At 71.4% G+C, this 21,092-nt stretch carries 17 protein-coding genes; 9 read left to right on the plus strand and 8 right to left on the minus strand.

Annotated elements, in window-relative coordinates:
- Positions 1 to 50 precede the first annotated feature (50 nt).
- A complete protein-coding gene (locus ABD289_RS03620) occupies positions 51 to 3,260 on the minus strand; it encodes a glycosyltransferase (RefSeq protein WP_344126474.1) in 3,210 nt (1,069 codons plus the stop codon).
- 164 nt (positions 3,261 to 3,424) lie between these two features.
- Here ABD289_RS03620 and ABD289_RS03625 point away from each other — a divergent pair, with 164 nt between their 5' ends.
- From ABD289_RS03625 to ABD289_RS03645, 5 genes are all read left to right on the plus strand, one after another.
- Entirely contained in the window at positions 3,425 to 3,697 is a 273-nt protein-coding gene (locus tag ABD289_RS03625) for a hypothetical protein (RefSeq protein ID WP_344126476.1), read from the plus strand.
- On the plus strand, positions 3,687 to 5,138 hold the full coding sequence (locus ABD289_RS03630; RefSeq protein WP_344126478.1) for a sensor histidine kinase: 1,452 nt from the start codon (positions 3,687 to 3,689) through the stop codon (positions 5,136 to 5,138). Before ABD289_RS03625 ends, ABD289_RS03630 begins: the two co-directional genes overlap by 11 nt.
- On the plus strand, positions 5,135 to 5,797 hold the full coding sequence (locus ABD289_RS03635) for a response regulator transcription factor (RefSeq protein ID WP_344126480.1): 663 nt from the start codon (positions 5,135 to 5,137) through the stop codon (positions 5,795 to 5,797). Before ABD289_RS03630 ends, ABD289_RS03635 begins: the two co-directional genes overlap by 4 nt.
- A gap of 201 nt (positions 5,798 to 5,998) precedes the next feature.
- The gene (locus ABD289_RS03640; RefSeq protein ID WP_344126482.1) at positions 5,999 to 7,471 is read left to right on the plus strand and encodes an SLC13 family permease; all 1,473 of its coding nucleotides are present in this window, start codon (positions 5,999 to 6,001) and stop codon (positions 7,469 to 7,471) included.
- 29 nt (positions 7,472 to 7,500) lie between these two features.
- Positions 7,501 to 8,646 (plus strand): glycerate kinase family protein, encoded by a 1,146-nt coding sequence (locus ABD289_RS03645; RefSeq protein WP_344126484.1) that lies wholly within the window; start codon positions 7,501 to 7,503, stop codon positions 8,644 to 8,646.
- A 659-nt stretch (positions 8,647 to 9,305) separates the two neighbouring features.
- Here ABD289_RS03645 and ABD289_RS03650 read toward each other — a convergent pair.
- The gene (locus tag ABD289_RS03650; RefSeq protein ID WP_344126486.1) at positions 9,306 to 11,111 is read right to left on the minus strand and encodes a gamma-glutamyltransferase family protein; all 1,806 of its coding nucleotides are present in this window, start codon (positions 11,109 to 11,111) and stop codon (positions 9,306 to 9,308) included.
- A 70-nt stretch (positions 11,112 to 11,181) separates the two neighbouring features.
- Positions 11,182 to 12,486 carry a UDP-glucose dehydrogenase family protein gene (locus ABD289_RS03655; RefSeq protein ID WP_344127125.1) on the minus strand — a complete coding sequence of 435 codons (1,305 nt, stop codon included), beginning with the start codon at positions 12,484 to 12,486 and terminating at the stop codon, positions 11,182 to 11,184.
- Positions 12,487 to 12,644: 158 nt separating this feature from the next.
- On the opposite strand from ABD289_RS03655, the gene ABD289_RS03660 reads away from it, so the two are divergent.
- The 3 genes from ABD289_RS03660 to ABD289_RS03670 all read left to right on the plus strand — a co-directional run bounded on the left by ABD289_RS03660 (position 12,645) and on the right by ABD289_RS03670 (position 14,887).
- Positions 12,645 to 13,601 (plus strand): aldo/keto reductase, encoded by a 957-nt coding sequence (locus ABD289_RS03660; protein ID WP_344126488.1) that lies wholly within the window; start codon positions 12,645 to 12,647, stop codon positions 13,599 to 13,601.
- Positions 13,602 to 13,881: 280 nt separating this feature from the next.
- Positions 13,882 to 14,025 (plus strand): hypothetical protein, encoded by a 144-nt coding sequence (locus ABD289_RS03665; RefSeq protein WP_344126490.1) that lies wholly within the window; start codon positions 13,882 to 13,884, stop codon positions 14,023 to 14,025.
- A 103-nt stretch (positions 14,026 to 14,128) separates the two neighbouring features.
- Positions 14,129 to 14,887, plus strand: a complete 759-nt coding sequence (locus ABD289_RS03670) for an SDR family NAD(P)-dependent oxidoreductase (RefSeq protein ID WP_344126492.1) — start codon at positions 14,129 to 14,131, stop codon at positions 14,885 to 14,887.
- Between the two features lie 86 nt (positions 14,888 to 14,973).
- Here ABD289_RS03670 and ABD289_RS03675 read toward each other — a convergent pair whose 3' ends face one another.
- Complete coding sequence (locus ABD289_RS03675) at positions 14,974 to 16,608, minus strand: TM0106 family RecB-like putative nuclease (protein WP_344126494.1); 1,635 nt, start codon at positions 16,606 to 16,608, stop codon at positions 14,974 to 14,976.
- Positions 16,609 to 16,767: 159 nt separating this feature from the next.
- Between ABD289_RS03675 and ABD289_RS03680 the strand changes: the two genes are divergently transcribed.
- Positions 16,768 to 17,442, plus strand: coding sequence for a DUF6474 family protein (locus tag ABD289_RS03680; RefSeq protein ID WP_344126496.1), 675 nt, complete (start codon positions 16,768 to 16,770; stop codon positions 17,440 to 17,442).
- 58 nt (positions 17,443 to 17,500) lie between these two features.
- Here the strand turns inward: ABD289_RS03680 and ABD289_RS03685 are convergent, their stop codons facing one another.
- Genes ABD289_RS03685 through ABD289_RS03700 form a run of 4 tightly spaced genes read right to left on the minus strand, consistent with a single transcriptional unit; the run spans position 17,501 to position 21,090 of the window.
- Positions 17,501 to 18,496, minus strand: coding sequence for a glycine betaine ABC transporter substrate-binding protein (locus ABD289_RS03685; RefSeq protein ID WP_344126498.1), 996 nt, complete (start codon positions 18,494 to 18,496; stop codon positions 17,501 to 17,503).
- Positions 18,493 to 19,260, minus strand: coding sequence for an ABC transporter permease (locus ABD289_RS03690; RefSeq protein WP_344126500.1), 768 nt, complete (start codon positions 19,258 to 19,260; stop codon positions 18,493 to 18,495). The genes ABD289_RS03685 and ABD289_RS03690 overlap by 4 nt, the downstream gene beginning before the upstream one ends.
- Complete coding sequence (locus ABD289_RS03695) at positions 19,257 to 20,450, minus strand: ABC transporter ATP-binding protein (RefSeq protein WP_344126502.1); 1,194 nt, start codon at positions 20,448 to 20,450, stop codon at positions 19,257 to 19,259. The genes ABD289_RS03690 and ABD289_RS03695 overlap by 4 nt, the downstream gene beginning before the upstream one ends.
- Entirely contained in the window at positions 20,443 to 21,090 is a 648-nt protein-coding gene (locus ABD289_RS03700; RefSeq protein WP_344126504.1) for an ABC transporter permease, read from the minus strand. Before ABD289_RS03700 ends, ABD289_RS03695 begins: the two co-directional genes overlap by 8 nt.
- Positions 21,091 to 21,092: the final 2 nt, after the last annotated feature.

The following is a 21,092-nucleotide window of genomic DNA, read 5'->3' on the forward strand; positions in this document are numbered from 1 at the left end:
CGTCGAACGGCACGTCCCCCGGCCGGAAGCCGGCGGACGTGCCGTTCTCGTCAGTCCCGGTCGAGCTCGGCGAGCAGGTCCTGCAGCGCCGATTTCGAGGCGTCCGGGCCGAATTGCCGCGTCACGGCGGCCTTGCCCGCCGCGGACAGGTTCGTCCAGCTCTCGTCGTCCGAGAGCAGGGTGAGCACGCCGTCCGCGAGGGACTCGGCGTCCGCACCGATCAGCACGTCCTCGCCCGGCCGCAGGTGCATGCCCTCCACCGCCACCGGTGTTCCCACCACGGGCACGCCCAGCGCGAGGCTCTCCCCCACCTTGCCCTTCACGCCCGCGCCGAAGCGCAGCGGCGCCAAGGTGACCCGGGCCGCGGCGTACTCCGGTTCCAGGTCCGGGACCCAGCCGCGCACCCGCACGCCCGGGCCTTCCAGGGCGTTGACCTCCTCGGTGGGGTTGCTCCCGATGACGTGCAGCACCGCTTCCGGGCACTTCCGCCGGACCAGCGGCATGACCTCGCGCGCCGCCCACCGCGCCGCGTCGACGTTCGGCGGGTGGTCGAAACCGCCGACGAACAGCACATCGCGGCGGCCCGACGGGCGCGCCTGCTCATCGGGGATGTGGTGAACATTGGACAGCAACCGGACGTCGGCCTCCGGCACGAGCTCCCGCAGCAGCGCCTGCTCGACCTCCGAGACGACCAGGGTGACGTCGCAGGCCCTGGCCAGGCCGAGCTCCATCTGGCGGGAGGCGAACGCCTTGCGGGTCAGCGCCTTCGCCGTGTCCCGCTCGCCCTGCTGCTCGGCCAGCTCCGCCTCCCGCTCCAGCCGCAGGAAGTGCACGTCGACCGTGTCGAAGGCGATCACGGCCTGCGGGGCGCGGGTGCGCAGCTCCTCCAGCAGGCTCCACGCGACCTGCGGGCGCGACAGCAGCGCCAGCGAGATCTCCGAACCGGCCTCGTGCACGAAGGCCTGCTGCAGCTCGGGCGCGGAAAGCACGGTGACGCCGAGCTGCTGCAACCGCTCGGTGTAGGGCTGCAGCGGAGCGTGGTTGGCGGGCATGAACACCACCCGGCAGCCCAGCTCGACGAGCTGGGCGAGCACCCGCTGGATGCGCACCGAGCCGGAGTCGTAGTCCGGGCGCGGCACCTGGTGGTCCTTGACCAGCACGATCGGCCCGTGGTGCCCGCGCGAACCGCGCTGCCGGGCCAGCCACAGGTTGCGCGGCGAGGCCTCCGGCAGGTGTTCGGCGGCCAGCGTCGCGGACCACTTGTCGACGAAGACCCGCCGGTTGATCTCCTGGTGCCGCTTCACCCCGGAGCTCTCGTCGGTTCCGTTGGACACGCCCTCGTGGTGCACGACCACGGCCTTCGGCTGCACGACGGTGCGGTAGCCGGCGGCGCGGACCGCGAAGGCCAGGTCGGTGTCCTCGTAGTAGGCGGGCGCGAATCGCGAGTCGAAGCCGCCGACCTGCCGGAACACGTCGGCGCGCAGCAGGATCGCCGCACCGGAGCAGTAGTCGACGTCGCGCAGCACGTTGAACTCGGCGCCCGCCGCGTCGCGGTCGCGGCCGTAGTTCCAGCCGGTGCCGTCGGACCACACGATGCCGCCGCACTCCTGCAACCGCCCGTCCGGGTAGACGAGCTTCGCCCCGACCATCCCGATGCGCTCGTCGGAGCGGGCGGTCTCGACCAGGACGTCCAGCCAGGACTCGGTGACCTCGGCGTCGTTGTTCAGGAAGAACAGGTACTCACCGCGCGCGTGCTCGGCACCGAGGTTGCAGGCCCCGATGAAGCCGAGGTTGCGCTCGGCGCGTACCAGCCGAACGCCCTCGCACTCGGCGAGCTTGGCCGCGCTGTCGTCCGGGGACGCGTCGTCGACGACGATCACCTCGAACGGCACGGACACGATGTGCCCGCCCAGCATCCGCAGGCACTGCCGGGTGTAGGGCCACTTCCCGTGCACCGGCACGATCACGCTGACCAGCGGCTTGTCGCTGCGCGGCACGGGCAGCGGTCCGGTCTCGGGCTGCTCGGCGACCTGCGGGACGCCGGGCTCGCGGCCGAGCAGGAGCTCGTAGGCGTCCCGCCTGCCGGTGCCGCGCGGCGCGACCCGCTCCACGACTTCGCGGTACTTGCCGACCGCCCGCTGCACCAGCGCGGAGTTCTGCGCGGCGAGTTCGGCGTTGCGCTCGCCCAGCTCGGAAGCCTGCCGCTCGGCGTCGGCGACGCGGGTCTCCAACCCGGCCACGGTGTCACGCAACCACTCGATGCGCGCCGCGTCCCGTTCCCCGTCCCGCTCGCGCCGTTGCAGCTCATCGGTCAGCCGGGCGAGCTCGCCCGCTGTCTCGTCGGCCCGCTCCTCCGCCGACTTCCGCAGCTCCTCGACCCGGGCGACCGCCGACTTGAGCTCCTCGGACTCGGTGCGACTGCGCTGGTAGAGCTCGTTGAGCCTGGACACGTCGGCCACCGCGGCATCGCGCTCGCTCTCCAGCGAACCCACCTCGGCACCGCGCGCCAGGGTCAGCGCGGCATCGGTGAGCACCGCCGCGGCGGGCAGTTTCGGCAGCTGCCGGTTCGAAGCGATGCCCAGCAAGTAGGTGTGCGGCACGCCCTGCCGCACGGTCCACGAGCCCTCCCCCGGTTCGAGCGTCTGCAGCCGCACGCCCTCGATCGCGGTGTCCGGATCGCCGTGGTCGAACGGCACCAGCAGCGAACCGGCGGTGACGTTCTGCTTGAGCACCGCCACGTGCCGGAAGTTGTCCTCCAGCAGCGAGTGGTACTGCTGCGCGGTGAGTTCCCGCACGTGGAACGGGTTCTCGTTGCCGTGGTCGTGGCTGTAGACGGCGGTGTCCGGGGTGCTGCTGAAGAACAGCCCGTCCTGGGTCAGCTTGGACTTCACCAGCGCGAGCACCGCGTCGTGGTCCTCGACGTGCTCGATGGCCTCGAAGCAGACCACCACGTCGAACGGCGCGGCGTCGGCGAGCAGGTCCGGGTCGGTGATCGAACCGACCCGGAAGTCGGCCCCGGGATAGTTGCGGCGGGCGTGCTCGATGGTGCGCTCGTCGATGTCGATGCCGACGACCTCGGCGCCTTCGGCGGCCAGCAGCGCGGCACCGTAGCCCTCGCCGCAGGCCAGATCGAGGACGCGCTTGCCGCGGACGAAGCGGGCCGCCAGCGCGTACCGGTGGTAGTGCTCGTAGACCACCTGCACGTCATCCGCCCAGGGAACGCAGCGCTCCCCGGTCCAGTCGATCAACCGCTCGTCCATCGAACCCCTCACCGAATCGACAAATCCACCCGCAGGTTAGTCCCCGCCCTGCCCTGATCGGGGCCGGTTCGACCTTTCCGCGCAGAACGGACATCCGGGCGAAGATGAGAATGTTTTCATCCCCCTTTCACACGTGGTTGGCTCGGGCTGAGCAGAGTGGAGACATGCGTTCCGTGCCCAAGGGCGTCCTGGTGCTGGCCGCGCTTGCCCTCCCCGTCGCGGCGGTGCTGATCAGCTTCGCGCTCACCGACTCGCCCCGCGCTCCGCAGGTTCCCGAGAGAGTGCAGATCGGCAGCACTCCGGGACCGGACCCGACCTCACCCACGGTCGAGCCGCCACCCGGTCCCGGATCGGCACCCGCCCCGCCGGCCGATCTGCCGCCGCCAGCGCCCAACGACGACGACGGCGACGACGACCTGGACGACCATGACGACTGAGGCCCCGGCCAATCCCGTCATCAAGATCGCGAACCGCAGGGGCACCCGCGTGCCCGCCCGGGCTCAGATCATGGGCTGGCTGCTGCTGGTGCTCGTGGTCGTGCTGCTGGCGATCGTGCTGATGGTCCGCAACTACCTGCACGACCAGGTCGAAGATCGGGCCACCTCGGCGATGGAGCAGGAGGCCCGGGAATTCGCCAAGTTCGCCGAGCGCGGGCGCGATCCGATGACCGGCAGGCTGATCACCAGCCCGGAACAGCTGCTGCGCACGTACCTGAGCCAGCAGTACCCGAGCGCGGACGAGGCCATGGTCGGCGTCTGGCGCGGTCCCGCCGGGTTGGACGCCGTCTACCAGGAGCAGGGCGAAGCCCTGCGAGCCGCGACGCACGACGAGGCCCGGCTGCGGCAGGTGATCGGCGCACCGTCCGGCTACGGCGAGCTGACCACCGGGTCCGGCCCGGTGCGCTGGCTGAAGGTCCGCGCGGACACCGCGCAGGGCACCTCCGCGTGGCTGGTCGTCGAGCACCACAGCGCGGCGGCCACCGCCGAAGCCGACCGCAGCGTGCGAGTCCTGCTGCTGGTCAGCGCGGTGGGCGTGGTGCTGGCCGCGCTGATCTCGTGGGTGATCGCCGGTCTGATCCTGGCTCCGGTGCGCGCCGTGCGGCAGGCGGCCGCGGAGATCAGCGAGCACGATCTGACCCGGCGCATCCGGGTCGACGGCCGCGACGACGTCGCCGCGCTGGCGGACCAGTTCAACGCGATGCTGGAGCGCCTGGAAGACGCCTTCGGCACCCAGCGGCAGTTCGTCGACGACGCCGGGCACGAGCTGCGCACCCCGATCACCATCGTGCGCGGCAACCTGGAACTGCTCGGTGACGACCCCGCCGAGCGGGAAGAGGTCGTCCGGCTGTGCACCGACGAGCTGGACCGGATGGCCCGCATCGTCGACGACCTGCTGGTGCTGGCCAAGGCCGACCGGCCGGACTTCGTCACCCCGGCCATGACCTCGCTGGCCGAACTGACCAGCGACATCGACGCGAAGGTGCGCTCGCTGGGCGAGCGCCGCTGGGTCCTGGAGGACATCGGGGAGGGCGAGCACCCGCTGGACGCGCAGCGGATCACCCAAGCCGTGGTGCAGCTGGCGCAGAACGCGGTGCAGCACACCGAGGAGGGCTCGACGATCCGGATCGGCTCGTCGGCCGCCGACGGTGTCGTCTCGCTGTGGGTCTCCGACGAGGGCCCGGGAGTGGACCCCGCGGAGATCGAGCAGGTCTTCGCTCGGTTCACGCACGGCAGCGGCCGCAAGGGCGGTGCCGGGCTGGGCCTGGCCATCGTCAAGGCCATCGCCGACGCGCACCGCGGCCAGGTGCGCGTGCTGTCCGAACCCGGCCGGGGAGCGACCTTCCGACTGGAACTGCCCGCGAACGGAGACCGCTGTTGAGCAGGATCCTGATCATCGAGGACGAGCAGCGCATCGCGGCCTTCATCGACAAGGGGCTGCGCGCCAACGGTTTCGCGACCACCGTCGTCGGCGACGGGGATGCCGCGCTGCACGAGCTGCTGACCGGCGAGCACGACCTGGCGGTGCTGGACCTCGGGCTGCCGCGGCAGGACGGTTTCGCGGTGCTGCGCGAGGTCCGCGCCCAGCGCGTGACGGCACCGGTGATCATCCTGACCGCCCGGGACTCCGTGCACGACACGGTCGCGGGCCTGGAGGGCGGCGCCGACGACTACATGACCAAACCGTTCCGCTTCGAGGAGCTGCTGGCCCGGGTCCGCCTGCGCCTGCGCCCGGCCGAGCGCGCCGCGGAGGTCACCGTGCTGCGCTCCGGCGAGGTGTCCCTGGACCTGCGCACCCGGCGCGCCCAGGTTCCCGCAGGAACCGTCGACCTCACCGCGCGCGAGTTCGCCCTGCTGGAGCTGTTCTTGCGCCATCCCGGCCAGGTGCTGAGCCGCGAGCAGATCCTCTCGCACGTGTGGGGCTACGACTTCGATCCCGGTTCCAACGTCGTGGACGTCTACGTCCGGACGCTCCGCCGCAAGCTCGGCGAGGGACACATCGGCACCGTGCGAGGAATGGGCTACCGCCTCGCCAGCTGACCACCGAGGCGCTCTCACCAGCTGTGGATAAGTCTGTCCACAGCTGTGCACAACTCCCCACGGGCGAGCCCCTTTTCGCACGTCACCTGCATGTGGACAACTGCGCCTCACAGGCTGTGGACAACTGGGCGCCCGCGGAGGTGAAAGCCTTCTCACGACTGGTTCACGCCAGGCTCAGCGGAGCCGCCGAGAGTGATCAGCGTGCCGACGACGACCACGGACCACGCGAGCGGCCCACCGCGCCGCACCGCGCCCGCCCGCGAACCGGAAACCGGACAGGGCTGGGCCCTCGGCTTCACCGCCGCCGCGCTCGGACTGCTCGCCGTCCCCGCGGTCCTGACCGTGCCCGCCCAGGCCGGCTCCGGGGAGCTGAGCAGGGACGCGCTGATCACCCTGCTGGTCTTCGCGGGCGCCGTGATCGGCTGGATCGGTAACCGCCTGGACGACACGTTCGTCGCCCTGGTGGCCGCCGCCGCGCTCGTCGCGCTCGGCCCGCTGGAGCCGGCCGAGCTCTTCGCCGCCCTCGGCGGGAACCAGATCTGGCTGCTGGTGGCCGCGTTCATGCTGGCCGCCGGGATCAACCGGACCGGGTTGCCCGCACGGCTGGCCGTGTGCCTGGCCGCCCGCGCGCGGACGCCGCGCGCGCTGTTCCACCTGCTCACGCTCGGGTTGGTGAGCACGGCGCTGCTGATCCCCAGTACCAGCGGCCGCGCCGCGCTCGCCCTACCGCTGCACCGGGGTCTGGCGCACGCCCTCCCGCGCGGCCTGCTGCGCGCCACTGCGCTGCTGCTGCCCGCGGTGGTGCTGCTGTCGGCGATCGCGACCCTGGTCGGCGCGGGCGCGCACCTGATCACCAGCCAGGTGCTGGCAGCGACCCTCGGGCAGGGCATCGGCTTCGGGCAGTGGTTGCTGTGGGGGCTGCCACTGGCCGCGGTCAGCTCGCACCTGGCCGCCGAGCTGGTGCTGCTGCTGTTCACCACCGGTGCGGACCGGCGACGCGCGCTGCGCGTGGACGCGGCGGACCTGCGCGCTCGCTTGGAGGTGCCCGAGCGGATGCGGCCCGCCGAGCACCGCGCGGCCGGACTGCTCGGGGTGGTCGTGCTGCTGTGGAGCACCGAGGCCTGGCACGGCCTGCCGCCCGCGCTGGTCGCGCTGGCCGCCGCGCTGCTGATCACCTCGCCCGGCGCGGGCACCGTCGAACCCGGCGCCGCGATCGCCGAGATCCCCTGGTCGTTGCTGCTGTTCATGGCCGCCACGACCGCTCTCGGCGGCACGCTGACCCACTCCGGCGCGGCGGGCTGGATCGCCGGGCACGCGCTGATCGGCGACCGGCCGGAGTCGCTGCTGATCGCCGTCGTGCTGATCAGCACCGCCGCGCACCTGCTGGTGCAGTCCCGGTCGGCGCGCTCGTCGGTGCTGATCCCGCTGCTGATCCCGGCGGCGCTGGCGGTCGGCGCGAACCCGGTCGCGGTGGCCTTCGCCTCGACCGCGGCAGCCGGGTTCTGCCACACCCTGCCGTCCTCGGCGAAGCCGGTCGCGATGTTCGCCCGTCTCGACGACGGGTTCGAGCCGCGCGACCTGCGCAGGCTCTCGTTGCTGCTCGCCCCCGCGCTGGCCGGGCTCGTCCTGCTGTTCGCCTTCTTCGTCTGGCCGGTCCTCGGCCTCTCGCTCTGAGCACCGAACCACCCACTGTGGAGGAAACCATGCTGCGCATCGCCGTCGCCCCGAGCGGATTCAAGGAATGCCTGGACGCCGAGCAGGTCTCCGATGCCATCCGCACCGGAATCAGCCGGGTCGCCCCGCGAGCCGTGGTCGACAGCGTTCCGCTGATCGACGGCGGCGAGGGCTCGGCACGATTGCTCGCCCGCGCCACCGGCGGGCACCTCGTTCCGGTCTCGGTCACCGGGCCGGTCGGCGAGGCGGTCGCGGCGCACTTCGCGCGGTTCGACGGCACGGCGTTCGTGGAAATGGCCGCCGCGGCCGGGCTTTCGCTGGTCCCGGCGACGCACCGCGACCCGGGCCGCACCACCGGTCGTGGCGTCGGCGAGCTCATCTCCGCCGCGCTGGAGGACGGCGCGCGGCGAATCATCGTGGGCTGCGGGGACTCCGGGATCTGCGACGGCGGCGCCGGCGCGCTGCGCGCCTTGGGCGCCGAGATCCGCGACGAGCGCGACGAGCCGATCGGCGAGGGCGGGATCGAGCTGCTGCGCGCGCGGCGCATCGACGCCACCGGACTGGACCCCCGACTGTCCGATGTGGACCTGGCCGTGGCGGTGAACCCGCGGAACGCGCTCTGCGGGCCGGACGGGGTCGCGCGCCGCTACGGACCGCAGAAGGGCGCGACACCGCACCGGGTCGAACAGCTGGCCGCGGCGATGTCCCACTGGGCCGGGCTGCTCGCCGCGCACAGCGGCGCCGACCCGGCCGCGTTACCGGGAGGCGGCGCGTCCGGCGGACTCGGCGCAGGGCTGGCCGGAGTGCTCGGCGCGCGGCTGGAATCGCGTTTCGACACCTTCCTCGCCAGCACCGATCTGGAGCAGCGGTTGCGCACCGCGGACCTGGTGATCACCGCGGAGGGCGCGATCGACGCCTCCACCGCCCTCGGCAAGATCCCCACCGAGGTGGCGCGGCGGGCGAAGCGGCACGGCAAGCCGGTCATCGCGCTGTGCGGGACCATCGGACCGGGCGCCGACACCAGCTACGAGCACGGCATCGACGCCATCACCGGGATCCTCACCGGCCCGACCGCGCTGCCCGACGCGATCACCCGCGCCCCGGAGCTCATCGCCGATGCCACCGCCCGCACGCTCCGGATGCTCCTGCTCGGCACGACGCTGCGCGCGGCCTGAACGACCCCGCGACCACGCGATCTTCTGCCGCCAAACCCATTTCACCCAGGGCGCCCGAACTCGACCAACCGCGCGGACCGATCAAAAGCGCCGGGGACGCCCCTCGATGAGAGGGATTCCGCGCACCCGGCGCCGCTCACTTGATCGACGCCCGCGAGCTGCCGCTGACCTGCCTGAGCCGCAACGCCGAAGCCGTGCACACGAGCAGCAGCCCGACGATCATCAAGATGAAGTTCAGCGGTTCGGCCTCGAACGAGAGGAACCAAAGATCGCGCGGGCCAGCAAGAATCCCGACCCGACTCCCAGAAGAACGAACTGCGGACCAGACCCTCTGGGGTGCTCGCCTTCCAAGATGCTTCCCCTCGACGAAAGAGATGCTGGTCCACTCGGTCGTTGATCCAACTACCGGAGGCCTCGCCGCGTTCGCGCAGCGAGGCCCGAATTCCTCGACGGCTCTTACGGGTCCTTGCAGAATGCGGTGGAGCCGCTGTTTCAGGTGGGGGACTCAGCCTGCGCCGCCGCGGGTTCTCAGACGTCGTCGGGCGAGGACAGCCGCGGCGCCGCGCAGGTTGCTGCTCAAGGAGCGGATCCCGCAGCTACACGGCGCGTCAGGTTCCGCTCCCGGCACCGCCCCGCAAACCTCGAACTGAAATGTCTCCTTAGCGGCCCGCCGCGTAGCCCTGGGCGCCCCTGGGATTCGCCGCGGCCTTGAGCAGGCCCGATTCCGGATCTCTGGAGACCGCCGAGAGACGGCCCAGCGACCAGGGTCCGGTGTCCTCGACCCGGTGGCCGCGAGCGCGCAGATCGGCGATCGCCTCGGCTCCGATGCGGGATTCGACCTGAGCGCCCGCGGGTTCCCACTCGCGGGGGTAGAACGAGCGCGGGAAAGCGGTGCTGTGCCAGGCCGGGGCGTCGATGGCCTCCTGCAGGTTCAGGCCCGCGTGGACGTGCGCCAGCCAGAAGCACAGCTGCCACTGGTCCTGCTGATCGCCGCCCGGGGTGCCGAAGGCCAGCGCGGGCTGCCCGTCCCGCAGGGCCAGCGACGGGCTCAGCGTGATCCGGGGGCGCTTGCCCGGGGCCAGCGAGTTCGGCAGCCCCTCCTCCAGCCAGAACATCTGCGCGCGGCTGCCCAGGCAGAAGCCCAGTTCCGGGATCGTCGGCGAGGACTGGAGCCAGCCGCCCGAGGGCGTCGCCGAGATCATGTTGCCCCAGCGGTCGACCACGTCGATGTGCACCGTGTCGCCGCGGGTCTCGCCGTCGGAACCGACCGTGGGCTCACCGATGCCGACTCCGCTGGGATCGGCCGCACCGCCCACACCGCGCTCCTCGGCCACGAACGCGGGCAGCTGCGGGGCGCGCCCGCCCGGGTGACCGGGCCGGAGCTCCCGCGAGGCCGTCGCGCCGATGAGATCGCGCCGGTGGGCGGCGTACTCGCGCGAGACGAGATCGTCGAGCACGCCCTCGGCGGCCGAATCCCCGTACCACGCCTCGCGGTCGGCGAAGGAGAGCTTCGCCGACTCCAGGGCCGCGTGCACCGTGTCCGCCGTCGGCACGCCGTCCACGTAGGACACGTCGAACCCGTCGAGCAGCCGGAGCTGCTGGGCGAGCACCGGGCCCTGGGACCAGATGCCGAACTTCGCCAGGCTCCAGCCGCCGGGCAGGTCCACCTCGAGCGGTTCGGCGTAGGTGGTCTCGAACTCGGCCATGTCCTGCGCGGTGAGCACGCCCGCGTGATCGCGCCCGGAGTTGTCCCGGTGCGGCGTGCGCACGAACTTCTCCACCGCCTCGGCCACGAACCCCTGCGACCAGGCGTGGCGAGCGGCGTCCAGCTGCGCCTCGCGGTCGCCGCCCGCCGCCTCCGACTCGGCGAGCAACCGTTCCCAGGTGTCCGCCAGCGCCGGATTGCGCAGCACCGACCCCGGCACGGGCACCCCGCCCGACGCGGTCAGCCACGTGTTCGCCGAACTCGGCCAGTGCTCGGCGAACATGCCGCGCACCATGCCGATGGTGTCGCTGATCCGTCCCACGATCGGATAGCCGCCGCGGGCGTAACCGATCGCGTAGCCGAGCACCTCGCGCAGCGACTTCGTGCCGTGGTCGCGCAGCAGGGTCAGCCAGCCGTCCCACGCGCCGGGCACCGTGGTGGCCAGAAACCCGGTCCCCGGAACGAGTTCCAGGCCCAGCTCGTCGCGGTAGTGCGCGATGGTCGCGCCCGCGGGCGCCTGCCCCTGCCCGCACAGCGCGCGCGGGCGCGGGTCCGCGGCGGTGGCGAACAGCGCGGGCACCTCACCGCCGGGGCCGTTGAGGTGCGGCTCCACGACCTGCAGCACGAATCCGGCCGCGACGGCCGCGTCGAAGGCGTTCCCGTCGTCCTCCAGCACGGCCATACCGGCTGCCGAGGCGAGCCAGTGCGTGGAGGCGACCATCCCGTGGGTTCCGGCGAGTTCCGGGCGCGTGGTGAACACCCGCCCACGATAGGCCGCCGGACATCACCGATCGAGTGCCTCGCGCCACACCGGTGCGAGCGGGATCAGGTCACATCGCCGGGACCGGCATCCGTCCCACGCCCTGCCAGGACAGCCCCGCGCGGCGCAGCACGTCCGGGTCCAGGTGGTTGCGGGTGTCGACCACGGCTCGCCCGGTCAGCACCCCCGCCACCCGGCTCCAGTCCAGGATGCGGAACTCCTGCCACTCGGTGAGCACCACCAGCGCGGCCGATTCCTTCGCCGCCAGGTACGGGTCGTCCACCAGCGTCAGCGCCTCCGGCAGTCCGGGTTCGTCGCCGCGCAGCCCCGGGTCGTAGGCGACCAGCTCGGCGCCCTCGGCGGCCAGCAGGCGGGCCACCTCCAGCGCGGGCGAGTCGCGCAGGTCGTCGGTGCCCGCCTTGAAGGTCAGTCCCAGCACGCCCAGCCGGGTCCCGGCCAGCAACCCGCCGCAGGCCTCCCGGACCTTCTCCACCATCCGCGTGCGCTGGTGCGCGTTCGCCGAGATCGTGGCGTCCAGCAGCGGGAAGTCGAAGGACACCGCGTCGGCCACCTGCAGCAGCGCGGCGGTGTCCTTCGGCAGGCACGACCCGCCCCAGCCGGGGCCGGGTTGCAGGAACGACTGCCCGATCCGGCGGTCGTAGCCCATGCCCTCGGTGACGTCGGTGATGTCGGCGCCCAGCCGCTCGCACAGCTCCGCGATCGCGTTGACGTAGGAGAGCTTGGTGGCCAGGTAGCAGTTCGCCGCGTACTTGACCATCTCGGCGCTGGCCGCGTCGGTGAGCACCGTCGGCGCGCCCAGCCGGGCGTAGAGCGCGGCGACCCGCTCGGCCGCGTCCTGGGTGTCCGAACCGACCACGATCCGGTCCGGGTTGAGGAAGTCGTGCACCGCGGAACCCTCGCGCAGGAACTCCGGGTTGCTGACCGCGGCGACGTCCGCGCGCCCCACCAGCTCGGCCAGCCGCGCGGCGGTGCCCACCGGCACGGTCGACTTGGTGACCAGCACGCAGCCGGTCGGCAGCACCTCGCGGACCTCGTGCGCGACCGACTCGACCACCGCCAGGTCCGCGGCACCTCCCGACCCCATCGGGGTGGGCACGCACAGGAACACCACCTCGGCCTCGGCGACCGCGCCGGCCGAACCGACCACGAATCGCAGGCGTCCGGCGGCGATTCCCTCCTGCACCAGCTCGGCCAGGCCCGGCTCGTGGATGCCGACCTCACCGCGGTTGAGCTGTTCGACCTTGGCGGCGTCGACATCGCTGCACACCACTCGGTGACCCAGCGATGCCAGACACGCGCCGGTGGTCAGTCCCACGTATCCGGTTCCGACGACGACGATTCGGCGGGCGAACACGATCACCACACCCCTTCACCTCGAACGACCTTGCCGGCCGCCACCCCGGAACGGATCGTGGCACGCTTCCGCGCTCGACAGATCCGGCTTCGCCAACTGTTCAATCGCTGTACTTGCCAGGTGACGAGCCGGTATCCCTGCGTTTAGGCTGACCGCCCGTGGAAACACGACGCCTGGGGGAATCCGGTCTGGTGGTCTCTGCGGTCGGTCTCGGCTGCAACAACCTCGGCAGGCCGAACACCGCGACGCAGGACCTGGCCGGAGCGCGCACCGTCATCGACGCGGCGCTGGATTCCGGCATCACCTTCTTCGACGTGGCCGACGCCTACGGCTCGCCGCGCGGGCGCAGCGAGGAGCTGCTCGGCCAGGCGTTGTCCGGCCGCCGCGAGCAAGCGGTGATCGCCACCAAGTTCGGCATGGACATGCAGGGCGGCAACGGCCCCGACTTCGGCGCCCGCGGTTCGCGGCGCTACCTGCGCCGGGCGGTGGAGTCCTCGCTGCGACGGCTGGACACCGACTGGATCGACCTCTACCAGCTGCACCGGCCGGACCCGCTGACGCCGATCGAGGAGACCCTCTCCGCGCTCGACGACCTGGTGCGCGAGGGCAAGATCCGCTACGTCGGGCACTGCAACCTCGCGGGCTGGCAGCTCGCCGACGCCGCCTGGACGGCTCGGTCCGCCGGGCTGACGACGCCGATCTCGGCGCAGAACCACTACTCGCTGCTGGCCCGCGAGGCCGAACGCGAGATCCTGCCCGCTTGCAGGCGGTTCGGGGTCGGGTTGCTGCCGTACTTCCCGCTGGCCAACGGACTGCTGACCGGCAAGTACCGGCAGGGGCAGGCGCCACCGGAGGGCAGCAGGCTGGCCGGGCACGGTCCGGCGTTGTCCGAGGCGCCCTGGGAGCGGATCGAGAAGCTGCGGGTCTTCGCCGAGCAGCGCGGGATGCCGATGTCCTCGGTGGCGCTGGGGTGGCTGGCCTCCCGCGATTCCGTCGGTTCGGTGATCAGCGGGGCCACCACCGCCGAGCAGGTGCGGGCGAACGCGCACGCCGCCGCGTGGCAGCCGAGCGACGAGGAGATCGCGGCGATCGACGCGATCTGCCCGGTCGACTGAGGGGTTTCCGCATCCGGCGGTAGCCGCGTGCGGTGTGCGACTCGGCCCGCACCGCCGCGGGTTCTGACCGTCGTGCGGCGAGCACGGCGACGCCGCGCAGGCCGCCGATCCCGGCAGCCGCGCGGCGCGTCGGGTTCCGCCACCACCCGCACCGCCACCCGAGCCCGAAGCTGAAGTCTCTCCGCGCCCGCTCCTGCATCGCGACAGACACCCAGCGTCAGCGCATGTCGCTCGGACGGGGGTGCTGATCCGCTCGGACAGCCGACGCGCGGAGGGTGTGATGACGACCACGCTCTTGGGCATGGAGCTGATCGGGGTAGCTGCACTGTTCGTCGTACTCGCACTGCTCGCGGCGCTGCCGCTGGTGGTGCTGCTGCACCTGGTGGAGGCGACTTCACCGAGGAAGGTGCCGCGGGATCGCTGATCGCGGCCGCCGGGACCGCTGTTTCGGGTTCAGCGCTGGGCATGTCGGAGCGCGGGTGCTAGACATGCTCGGGTAGCGGCAGTCGAACCCGAAGGATCGGTACATGCAGATCAGCGAGACCGCGGCCATCGTCACCGGCGGGGCTTCCGGCCTCGGCGCGGCCACCGCGCGAGCACTGGCCGGACGCGGCGCGAAGGTGTTCGCGCTGGACCTGCCGGATGCCATCGCCAAGGCGCCCGAGGTCGACGGGGTCACCTACGTCGCCGCCGACGTCACCGACGCCGAGCAGGTGCAGGCCGCCGTCGGGCAAGCCGCCGGTGGTGAGCACCCGCTGCGGATCGTGGTGAACTGCGCCGGAATCGGGCCGTCGGCGCGCATCGCGGGCCGCAAGGGACCGCACGACCTGGAGCTGTTCCGCAAGGTCCTGGAGATCAACCTGCTCGGCACGTTCAACGTGCTGCGGCTGGCCGCCGAGGCCATCGGCAAGACCGAGGCCGACGAGCACGGCCAGCGCGGCGTCGTGATCAACACCGCCTCGGTCGCCGCGCAGGACGGTCAGATCGGTCAGGCCGCCTACGCCGCGTCCAAGGGCGGGGTCGCGAGCCTGACGCTGCCCGCGGCGCGCGACCTGTCCTCGAGCGGGATCCGGGTGATGACCATCGCGCCGGGCATCGTGGACACCCCGATGCTGGCCACCGTGGGCGAGGAGATCCGCCAGAACCTGGCCGACGGCGTTCCGTTCCCGAAGCGCCTGGGCACCCCGGACGACTACGCCCGGCTCGCCCTCGACATCGTCGAGCACGACTACCTCAACGGCGAGGTCATCCGGATGGACGGCGCGCTCCGCATGGCCCCTCGCTAGCCGCGAGCGTGACAGTTTTGCCTAAAACCGTCGCACGATCATGTCCGTTTTGCCCGGACAGTTTTAGGCAAAACTGTCACCACCCGCTAGAGGTCTTCGGCGTGGGGGATTTCTGCCGGAGCTCGGTCGGTCATCCAGTTGCGGATGACCCAGGTCGCCCGGACGTCGTCCTCGTTGTAGGTGAGCAGGCGCTCGCGCTGGGTCTCGTCGATCTCGCCGCCGCCCAGGCCCACCGCGTCGCGGTACCAGCGCATCGAGTTCTCGCCGCTGGCCTCCGGATCGCGCCAGGCGAAGCCCGCGCTGGGAGCGATCACCTTCAGGCCCTTGCCGCGCGGGCACAGGAACTGGTCGCGCACGATCTGGAACAGATCGACCCACTCGGCCGAGGAGATGAACTCGCGGACCTCGGCCACCGTCGGCACCCCGGGCTTGCCCGCGAACCGCTCGGCCGAGGCCAGCATCCAGCGGTTCTCGGCGAGCTCGTTGTAGCAGTACGCGCGGAAGCTCAGGCCGCGCTCGAAGGCGTACCGACGCACCTCGGTGAACCAGGCCCAGAACTCGGCGAACGAGCGGCCCTCGTCGTCCGAGGGCAGCGGGTCCCAGGTCGCGAAGGCCCGGTAGCCCCGCGGCCACCCGATGTCCGCTCCGGACAACCAGCAGCCCCAGAGGTAGGCACCGGCGTCGGCGTAGGACTCCATGTCCACGTCGACCTCGACGTCCCCGCGCGGCACGTCGAGCTCGCGCACCCGCCGCACCAGCGGAACGTCCTGCAACCACGCCTTGGCCTGCAGCACCGCGTCGGTGTTGCGCACGCCGGTCAGGTTCAGCTCGTCAGCCCGGGACAACGGCATCGCGGCCAGCTCGTCGACCGTGGAAACGCCCTGATCGCGGAGCACCGCAGCGTCCTCACCGCGCACCACCAGGCTGACGTCGCGGTTCTCCCGCAGCTGCGCCTCGCAGGTCGGCCACCACGGGCAGCCGCGGCACTCGTTGATCCGGGACGGCTGCGCCAGCGGCTCGGCGCGCTGCGCAGCGGCTTCGGCCACCGCGCGCCGGTCACCGAAGCGGGCCTCGTACTCGGTCAGCGCCGTGCGCCCGCCGGGCCAGTTCGGGTTGCGCAGGTCGTGCCAGACCACCACGTCGGCATCCACCCCGATCGCCCCGCCGTAGCGGTCGCCCGCGTCCATGCCGCAGGCCTGCAGCAGCCGCACCGCGTGCGCGAGCCGCATCTGGTCGCGGGGCTGCGGCCGGACCTTGCGCGTCCGGTCGGTCGCGGCGAACTCCGGCAGCGGCGTCTCGATCGGCGAGACCCGCGCGCCCTGCCCGGGGTCGGTGGTCTTGTGCCGGGCGATCAGCACCGGCACGTAACCGTCCTCGGTGCGCACCAGCAGGTCGATGCCGCCGCGACGCCCGCCGTCGCCGTCATCGGGCAGCTGCGCGGCGGAGATGTAGCGCGCCCCGGAGCGCATCGCCTCCAGCGTCAGCCGCGCGCGGTCGCGCTGGGTACCGGTGCGCGGGATCTCGGTCCATTCGGAGCCGAAGGTCGCGCCGAACCAGTCGGCGATGCTGCGCCGGTGCTCGGCCGCATCAGCGATGCGCTGCTCGATGCCCGGATCCAGCGGAGCCTGCGGCACGTCGCGGGAGTCCGGGTCGTTCTCCAGGTGCACGCGTCGACGACAACGCGTGACGACGCCAGCGTCGAGCAGCACCTTTTCGTTCACGAATCAAGGGTATGTCCTGCTACCGACAGCCGCGTCCATCACCCCGGTGCCATGCGAGCCGCATTCGTCACCGCGCGTGCACGATGGTGTCTCGGTGTGCTCGCCGAGCTCGCTCGCGCGAGACTTGAGGTGATCGCGGACTTGGGAGGTGCGGACACGGTGAGCAGATTCACTGCCCGGAACAAGCGGTGCGGCGAGCACCGCGGGCTGTTCGGCAAGGCCGGGAAGCGCAAGCGTCGCGATTGCGCGCGCAGCAGGCTGGAGGAGGCCGCGGCCAGGCAGCGGATCGCGGACGCCCCGGAGGCCGGCGCAGCGGTACCGGTGGACAAGAAGACGGCCAAGGCGCTGAAGAAGGCCGACAAGAAGACCGCGAAGGCGATCAGCAAGGGCGAGCACGGCCGGATCACGCCGAGCAACGCCAAGAAGGCCATCGGCATCGCCAAGATCGCCGGTCCCGTGCTGGCCCCCTTCGCGCTGAAGGCGGCGCGGTCCGCGCGCGAGCGCGTGGACCGGTCCCGGGCCCGCAAGCTGGGCGTGCCGGTCGAGGAGCTGGGGCGCTACACCGGCAGGGGCGCGGCGCTGCACGCCCGGATCGCCGGTGACACCAACGCCCTGCAGGACCTCCGCGATCAGGCGCCGGACAGCGAGACCCAGCTCATCGCCGAGCGCTACGCGAAGAAGACCGAGCAGCGCCTGACCCAGCTGACCAGCGCGGTCCGCGCGGCCGAGCGGATGCCCGCGCAGCGCCGGAAGTCCACGCACCGCTCGGTGGACAACGAGCTCGACCACATCGAGTCCGAACTGCTGGACAAGTTCGGCGTGACCGCCCGCTGACGCGAGAGCGCCCCCGGCCGAGACCGGGGGCGCTGCGCCGGAACGGCTGATCCGGACGTCACTTGCCCGGAATCGTCACCAGGCCTTCCTCGGCCATCCAGTCCCTGGCGACGTCGGCCGGGTCGCGACCGTCCACGTCGACCTGGGCGTTCATCCGCATCAGGTCCTGGTTGTCCAGCTTCGCCGAGACCTTCTCGAAGATGCCGGTCAGCTGCGGGTAGCGCTTCAACAGCTCGTCCCGCGTGGTCAGACCGATGTTGTACCGGGGGAAGAACTTCTTGTCGTCCTCCAGGACGTGCAGGTCCAGCGCCTCGATCCGGCCGTCGGTGGTGAACACCTCGCCGAAGGTGCAGGTGCCGTCCGCGGTCGCCTGGTAGATCGAGCCGTCGCTGAGGACCTTGACCTTGGACGGATCGGCCTTGAACCCGTAGGTCTCCTCCACGCCGGGCAGACCGTCGTTGCGCGTGGCGAACTCGGTCTCGACGCAGAACGTGCCCTCCTCCGGGCGCTCGGCGAGCACCTTCGGGATCTCGGACACCTTGTCGATGCCGAGCCGCTGGGCCGCTTGCCGGTTGACCGCGAAGGCGTAGGTGTTGTCCACCTGGTAGTCGATCGCGGTCCAGGCGACGCCGTTGCGCTGCAGGTCCTGCTTCTTGACCGCCTGGAACTGCTGCTGGGCGTCCGGGATCGGCTCCGCGTTGCCGTTGTAGGCGATCCAGGAGGTCCCCGTGTAGTCCCACAGCACGTCGATCTGGTCGCTGACCAGGGCGTTGCGCGCCGTCGACGACCCGACGATCGAGGTGAGGTCGCGGACGTCGGCACCGGCGGCCGCCAGGGTGAACTCGGCGATGTAGCCGAGCACGATCTGCTCGGTGAAGGCCTTCGAGCCCACCGTGAACGTCTCGCCCTGCAGCTCCGGGACCGGCTTGATCGCGCCCGGCGCCACCTCGAGCGGCACCGGGCTGCCGGAGCTCAGCCCGCAGCCGGCCAGGAGGGTGCCAGCCAGCGCCAGCGAGGCCGCCTTCACCGCGTTCCTGCGCGTGCGCAGCTTCATCGCAACCCCCTCGGCGACAGGTACGTCTCGGCCAGCGCGCCCAGCCAGTCGACCAGCAGCGCGAGGGCCATCGCCAGGACGGAGCCGACGATCATGACCGTGTAGTCGTTCAGCTTGTAGCCGGTGTCGATGAGCTCGCCAAGACCACCGGCACCGACGAACAGCGCGAGGGTGGCGGTGCCCACCGCCAGCACCAGCGCGGTGCGCAAGCCGGCCAGGATGTAGGGCACCGCCAGCGGCAGCTCGATGCGCAGCAGCACGCCGGTGCCGGACATCCCGACGCCGCGACCGGCGTCGATCAGCGACCGGTCCACCTGCTGCAACCCGACGATGGTGTTGCGCAGCACCGGCAGCAGGGCGTAGAAGGCGATCGGTCCCGCCGCGACCCAGAAACCGGTCTTGCCGCCGGTGAACAGGAAGAACAGCACCAGCAGACCCACTGCGGGCGCGGCCTGGCCGATGTTGGCCACCCCGATCACCAACGGCGCGATCTTGCCGGCCCAGCTGCGGCTGAGCAGCACGCCCAGCGGCACTGCCACCAGCACCACGATCAGCGCGACCGCGAGGCTGATCAGGAAGTGCGTCCAGGTCAGCTGCGCGATGTTGGGCAGGTTCAGGCTGCGGAGCGTGACCTCGTCGTTGTTCCGGCTGAACGCCCAGACCAGCACGGAGACGACCAGCACCAGCACCAGCAGCGGCTGGACCAGGATCCGCAGCCGCTCGGCTCCCCCGGAGCCGGAGTCCGATGCGAACTGGCTGCTCATGAGGCATCACCGGCGGAGTCGGCGGTGTCGTCGGAGTGCTCTTCCTGCAAGCTCTTGATCGTGTTCATCACGGTGTCGATGTCCACGATGCCCTCGTACTGACCCCGCGAGCCGGTGACCACGGCGACGCCGTCGTCATCGGTGAGGATCGCTTCGAGGGCGTCCTGCAGCGTGGAGGCGGGCGAGACCGAGTCCTCCACCGGGCGACCGGCGCGGGAGAGATCGGAGACCGAACCGGCCTCGCGGGCGGTGGCCCAGCGCAGCGGGCGGTTTCGCTTGTCGAGCACCAAACCGATCGCGCCGCGGCGGGTGCCCAGCTTCTCCACCAGCACCGACGGGGCGTCGTCGGCCTTGGCCGTCGGCACCTCGCCGACCTCGATCTCGCGCACGCGCCGAAGCGTGAGCTGCTTGAGCGCGGCACCGGCTCCGACGAACCCGGCCACCGTGTCGTCGGCCGGGTTGGCAAGGATCGCGTCCGGCGTGTCGTACTGCAGGATCTTCGAGCGCTCGCCCAGCACGGCGATCCGGTCGCCGAGCTTGACCGCTTCGTCGAAGTCGTGCGTGACGAACACGATCGTCTTGCCCAGGTCCTCCTGCAGGCGCATCAGCTCGTCCTGCAGCACACCGCGGGTGATCGGGTCGACCGCGCCGAAGGGCTCGTCCATCAGCAGCACCGGCGGGTTGGCCGCCAGCGCGCGGGCCACGCCGACCCGCTGCTGCTGACCACCGGAGAGCTGCCGCGGGTAGCGGTTCCGGTAGATGTGCGGCTCCAGGTTGACCAGCTCGAGCATCTCGTCGATCCGGTCGCTGGTGCGCTTCTTGTCCCAGCCCACCAGTCCGGGCACCAGGCCGACGTTCTCGCCGACGGTCATGTGCGGGAACAGGCCGGCCTGCTGGATCGAGTAGCCGATCTCGCGGCGCAGCTTGTCCGGGTCGAGCCCGAGCACGTCCTGCCCACCGATGCTGATCTTGCCGCTGGTCGGCTCGATCAGGCGGTTGATCATCCGCATGGTGGTGGTCTTGCCGCTGCCGGACGGGCCGACCAGGCAGACCGTCTCGCCCGCGGGAATGGTCATGGTCACCGACTCCACCGCGGCCTGCTTCGAGCCCGGGTAGCGCTTGGAGACCTCTTCCAGCTTGATTTCCACGCCGTGCCCGTTGGTCGGGCCGGTCTTGTCCTCGTCAGCCACGGATACCCCTCGAAGTCGTCAACCGGCCGAACAGCACGAACAGGGCGTCCAGCAGCAGCGCCAGGATGATCACACCCACGGTTCCCGCCAGCGCCATGTTCAGCGCGTTCGCGCCACCCAGCTGTCCCAGCCCGCTGAAGATCAGGTTCCCGAGACCGGGTCCCTTGGCGTACGCGGCGATGGCCGCGATGCCCATCAGCATCTGGGTGCTGACCCGCATACCGGCCAAAATGGCCGGCCAGGCCATGCGCAGCTCGACGCGGGTGAGCACGCCGAACCGGCTCATGCCGATACCGCGCGCCGCGTCCAGGATCGGTTGATCGACCGTGGACAGACCTACGATCGTGTTTCGCACGATCGGCAGCAGCGCGTACAGCACCAGGGTCACCACCGACGGCGCCACACCCAGCCCGAGAACCGGGATGAGCAGGCCGAACAGGGCGAACGAAGGAACTGTCAGGACCGCGCTGGAAAGTGCGGTGGCGATCGCCGCTCCAGCGGGGCTGCGGTAGACCGCAACCCCGACCAGAACGCCGACGATCGTTGCCAGCACGATGCACTGCACCACCATGCTGACGTGCTGGTACGAGTTCACCAGCAACGACTGCCACCTGGATACGACGTAATCCAGGAGATTCACTA

This window comes from Saccharopolyspora halophila (assembly GCF_039531955.1).
Taxonomy (GTDB): Bacteria; Actinomycetota; Actinomycetes; order Mycobacteriales; family Pseudonocardiaceae; genus Saccharopolyspora; species Saccharopolyspora halophila.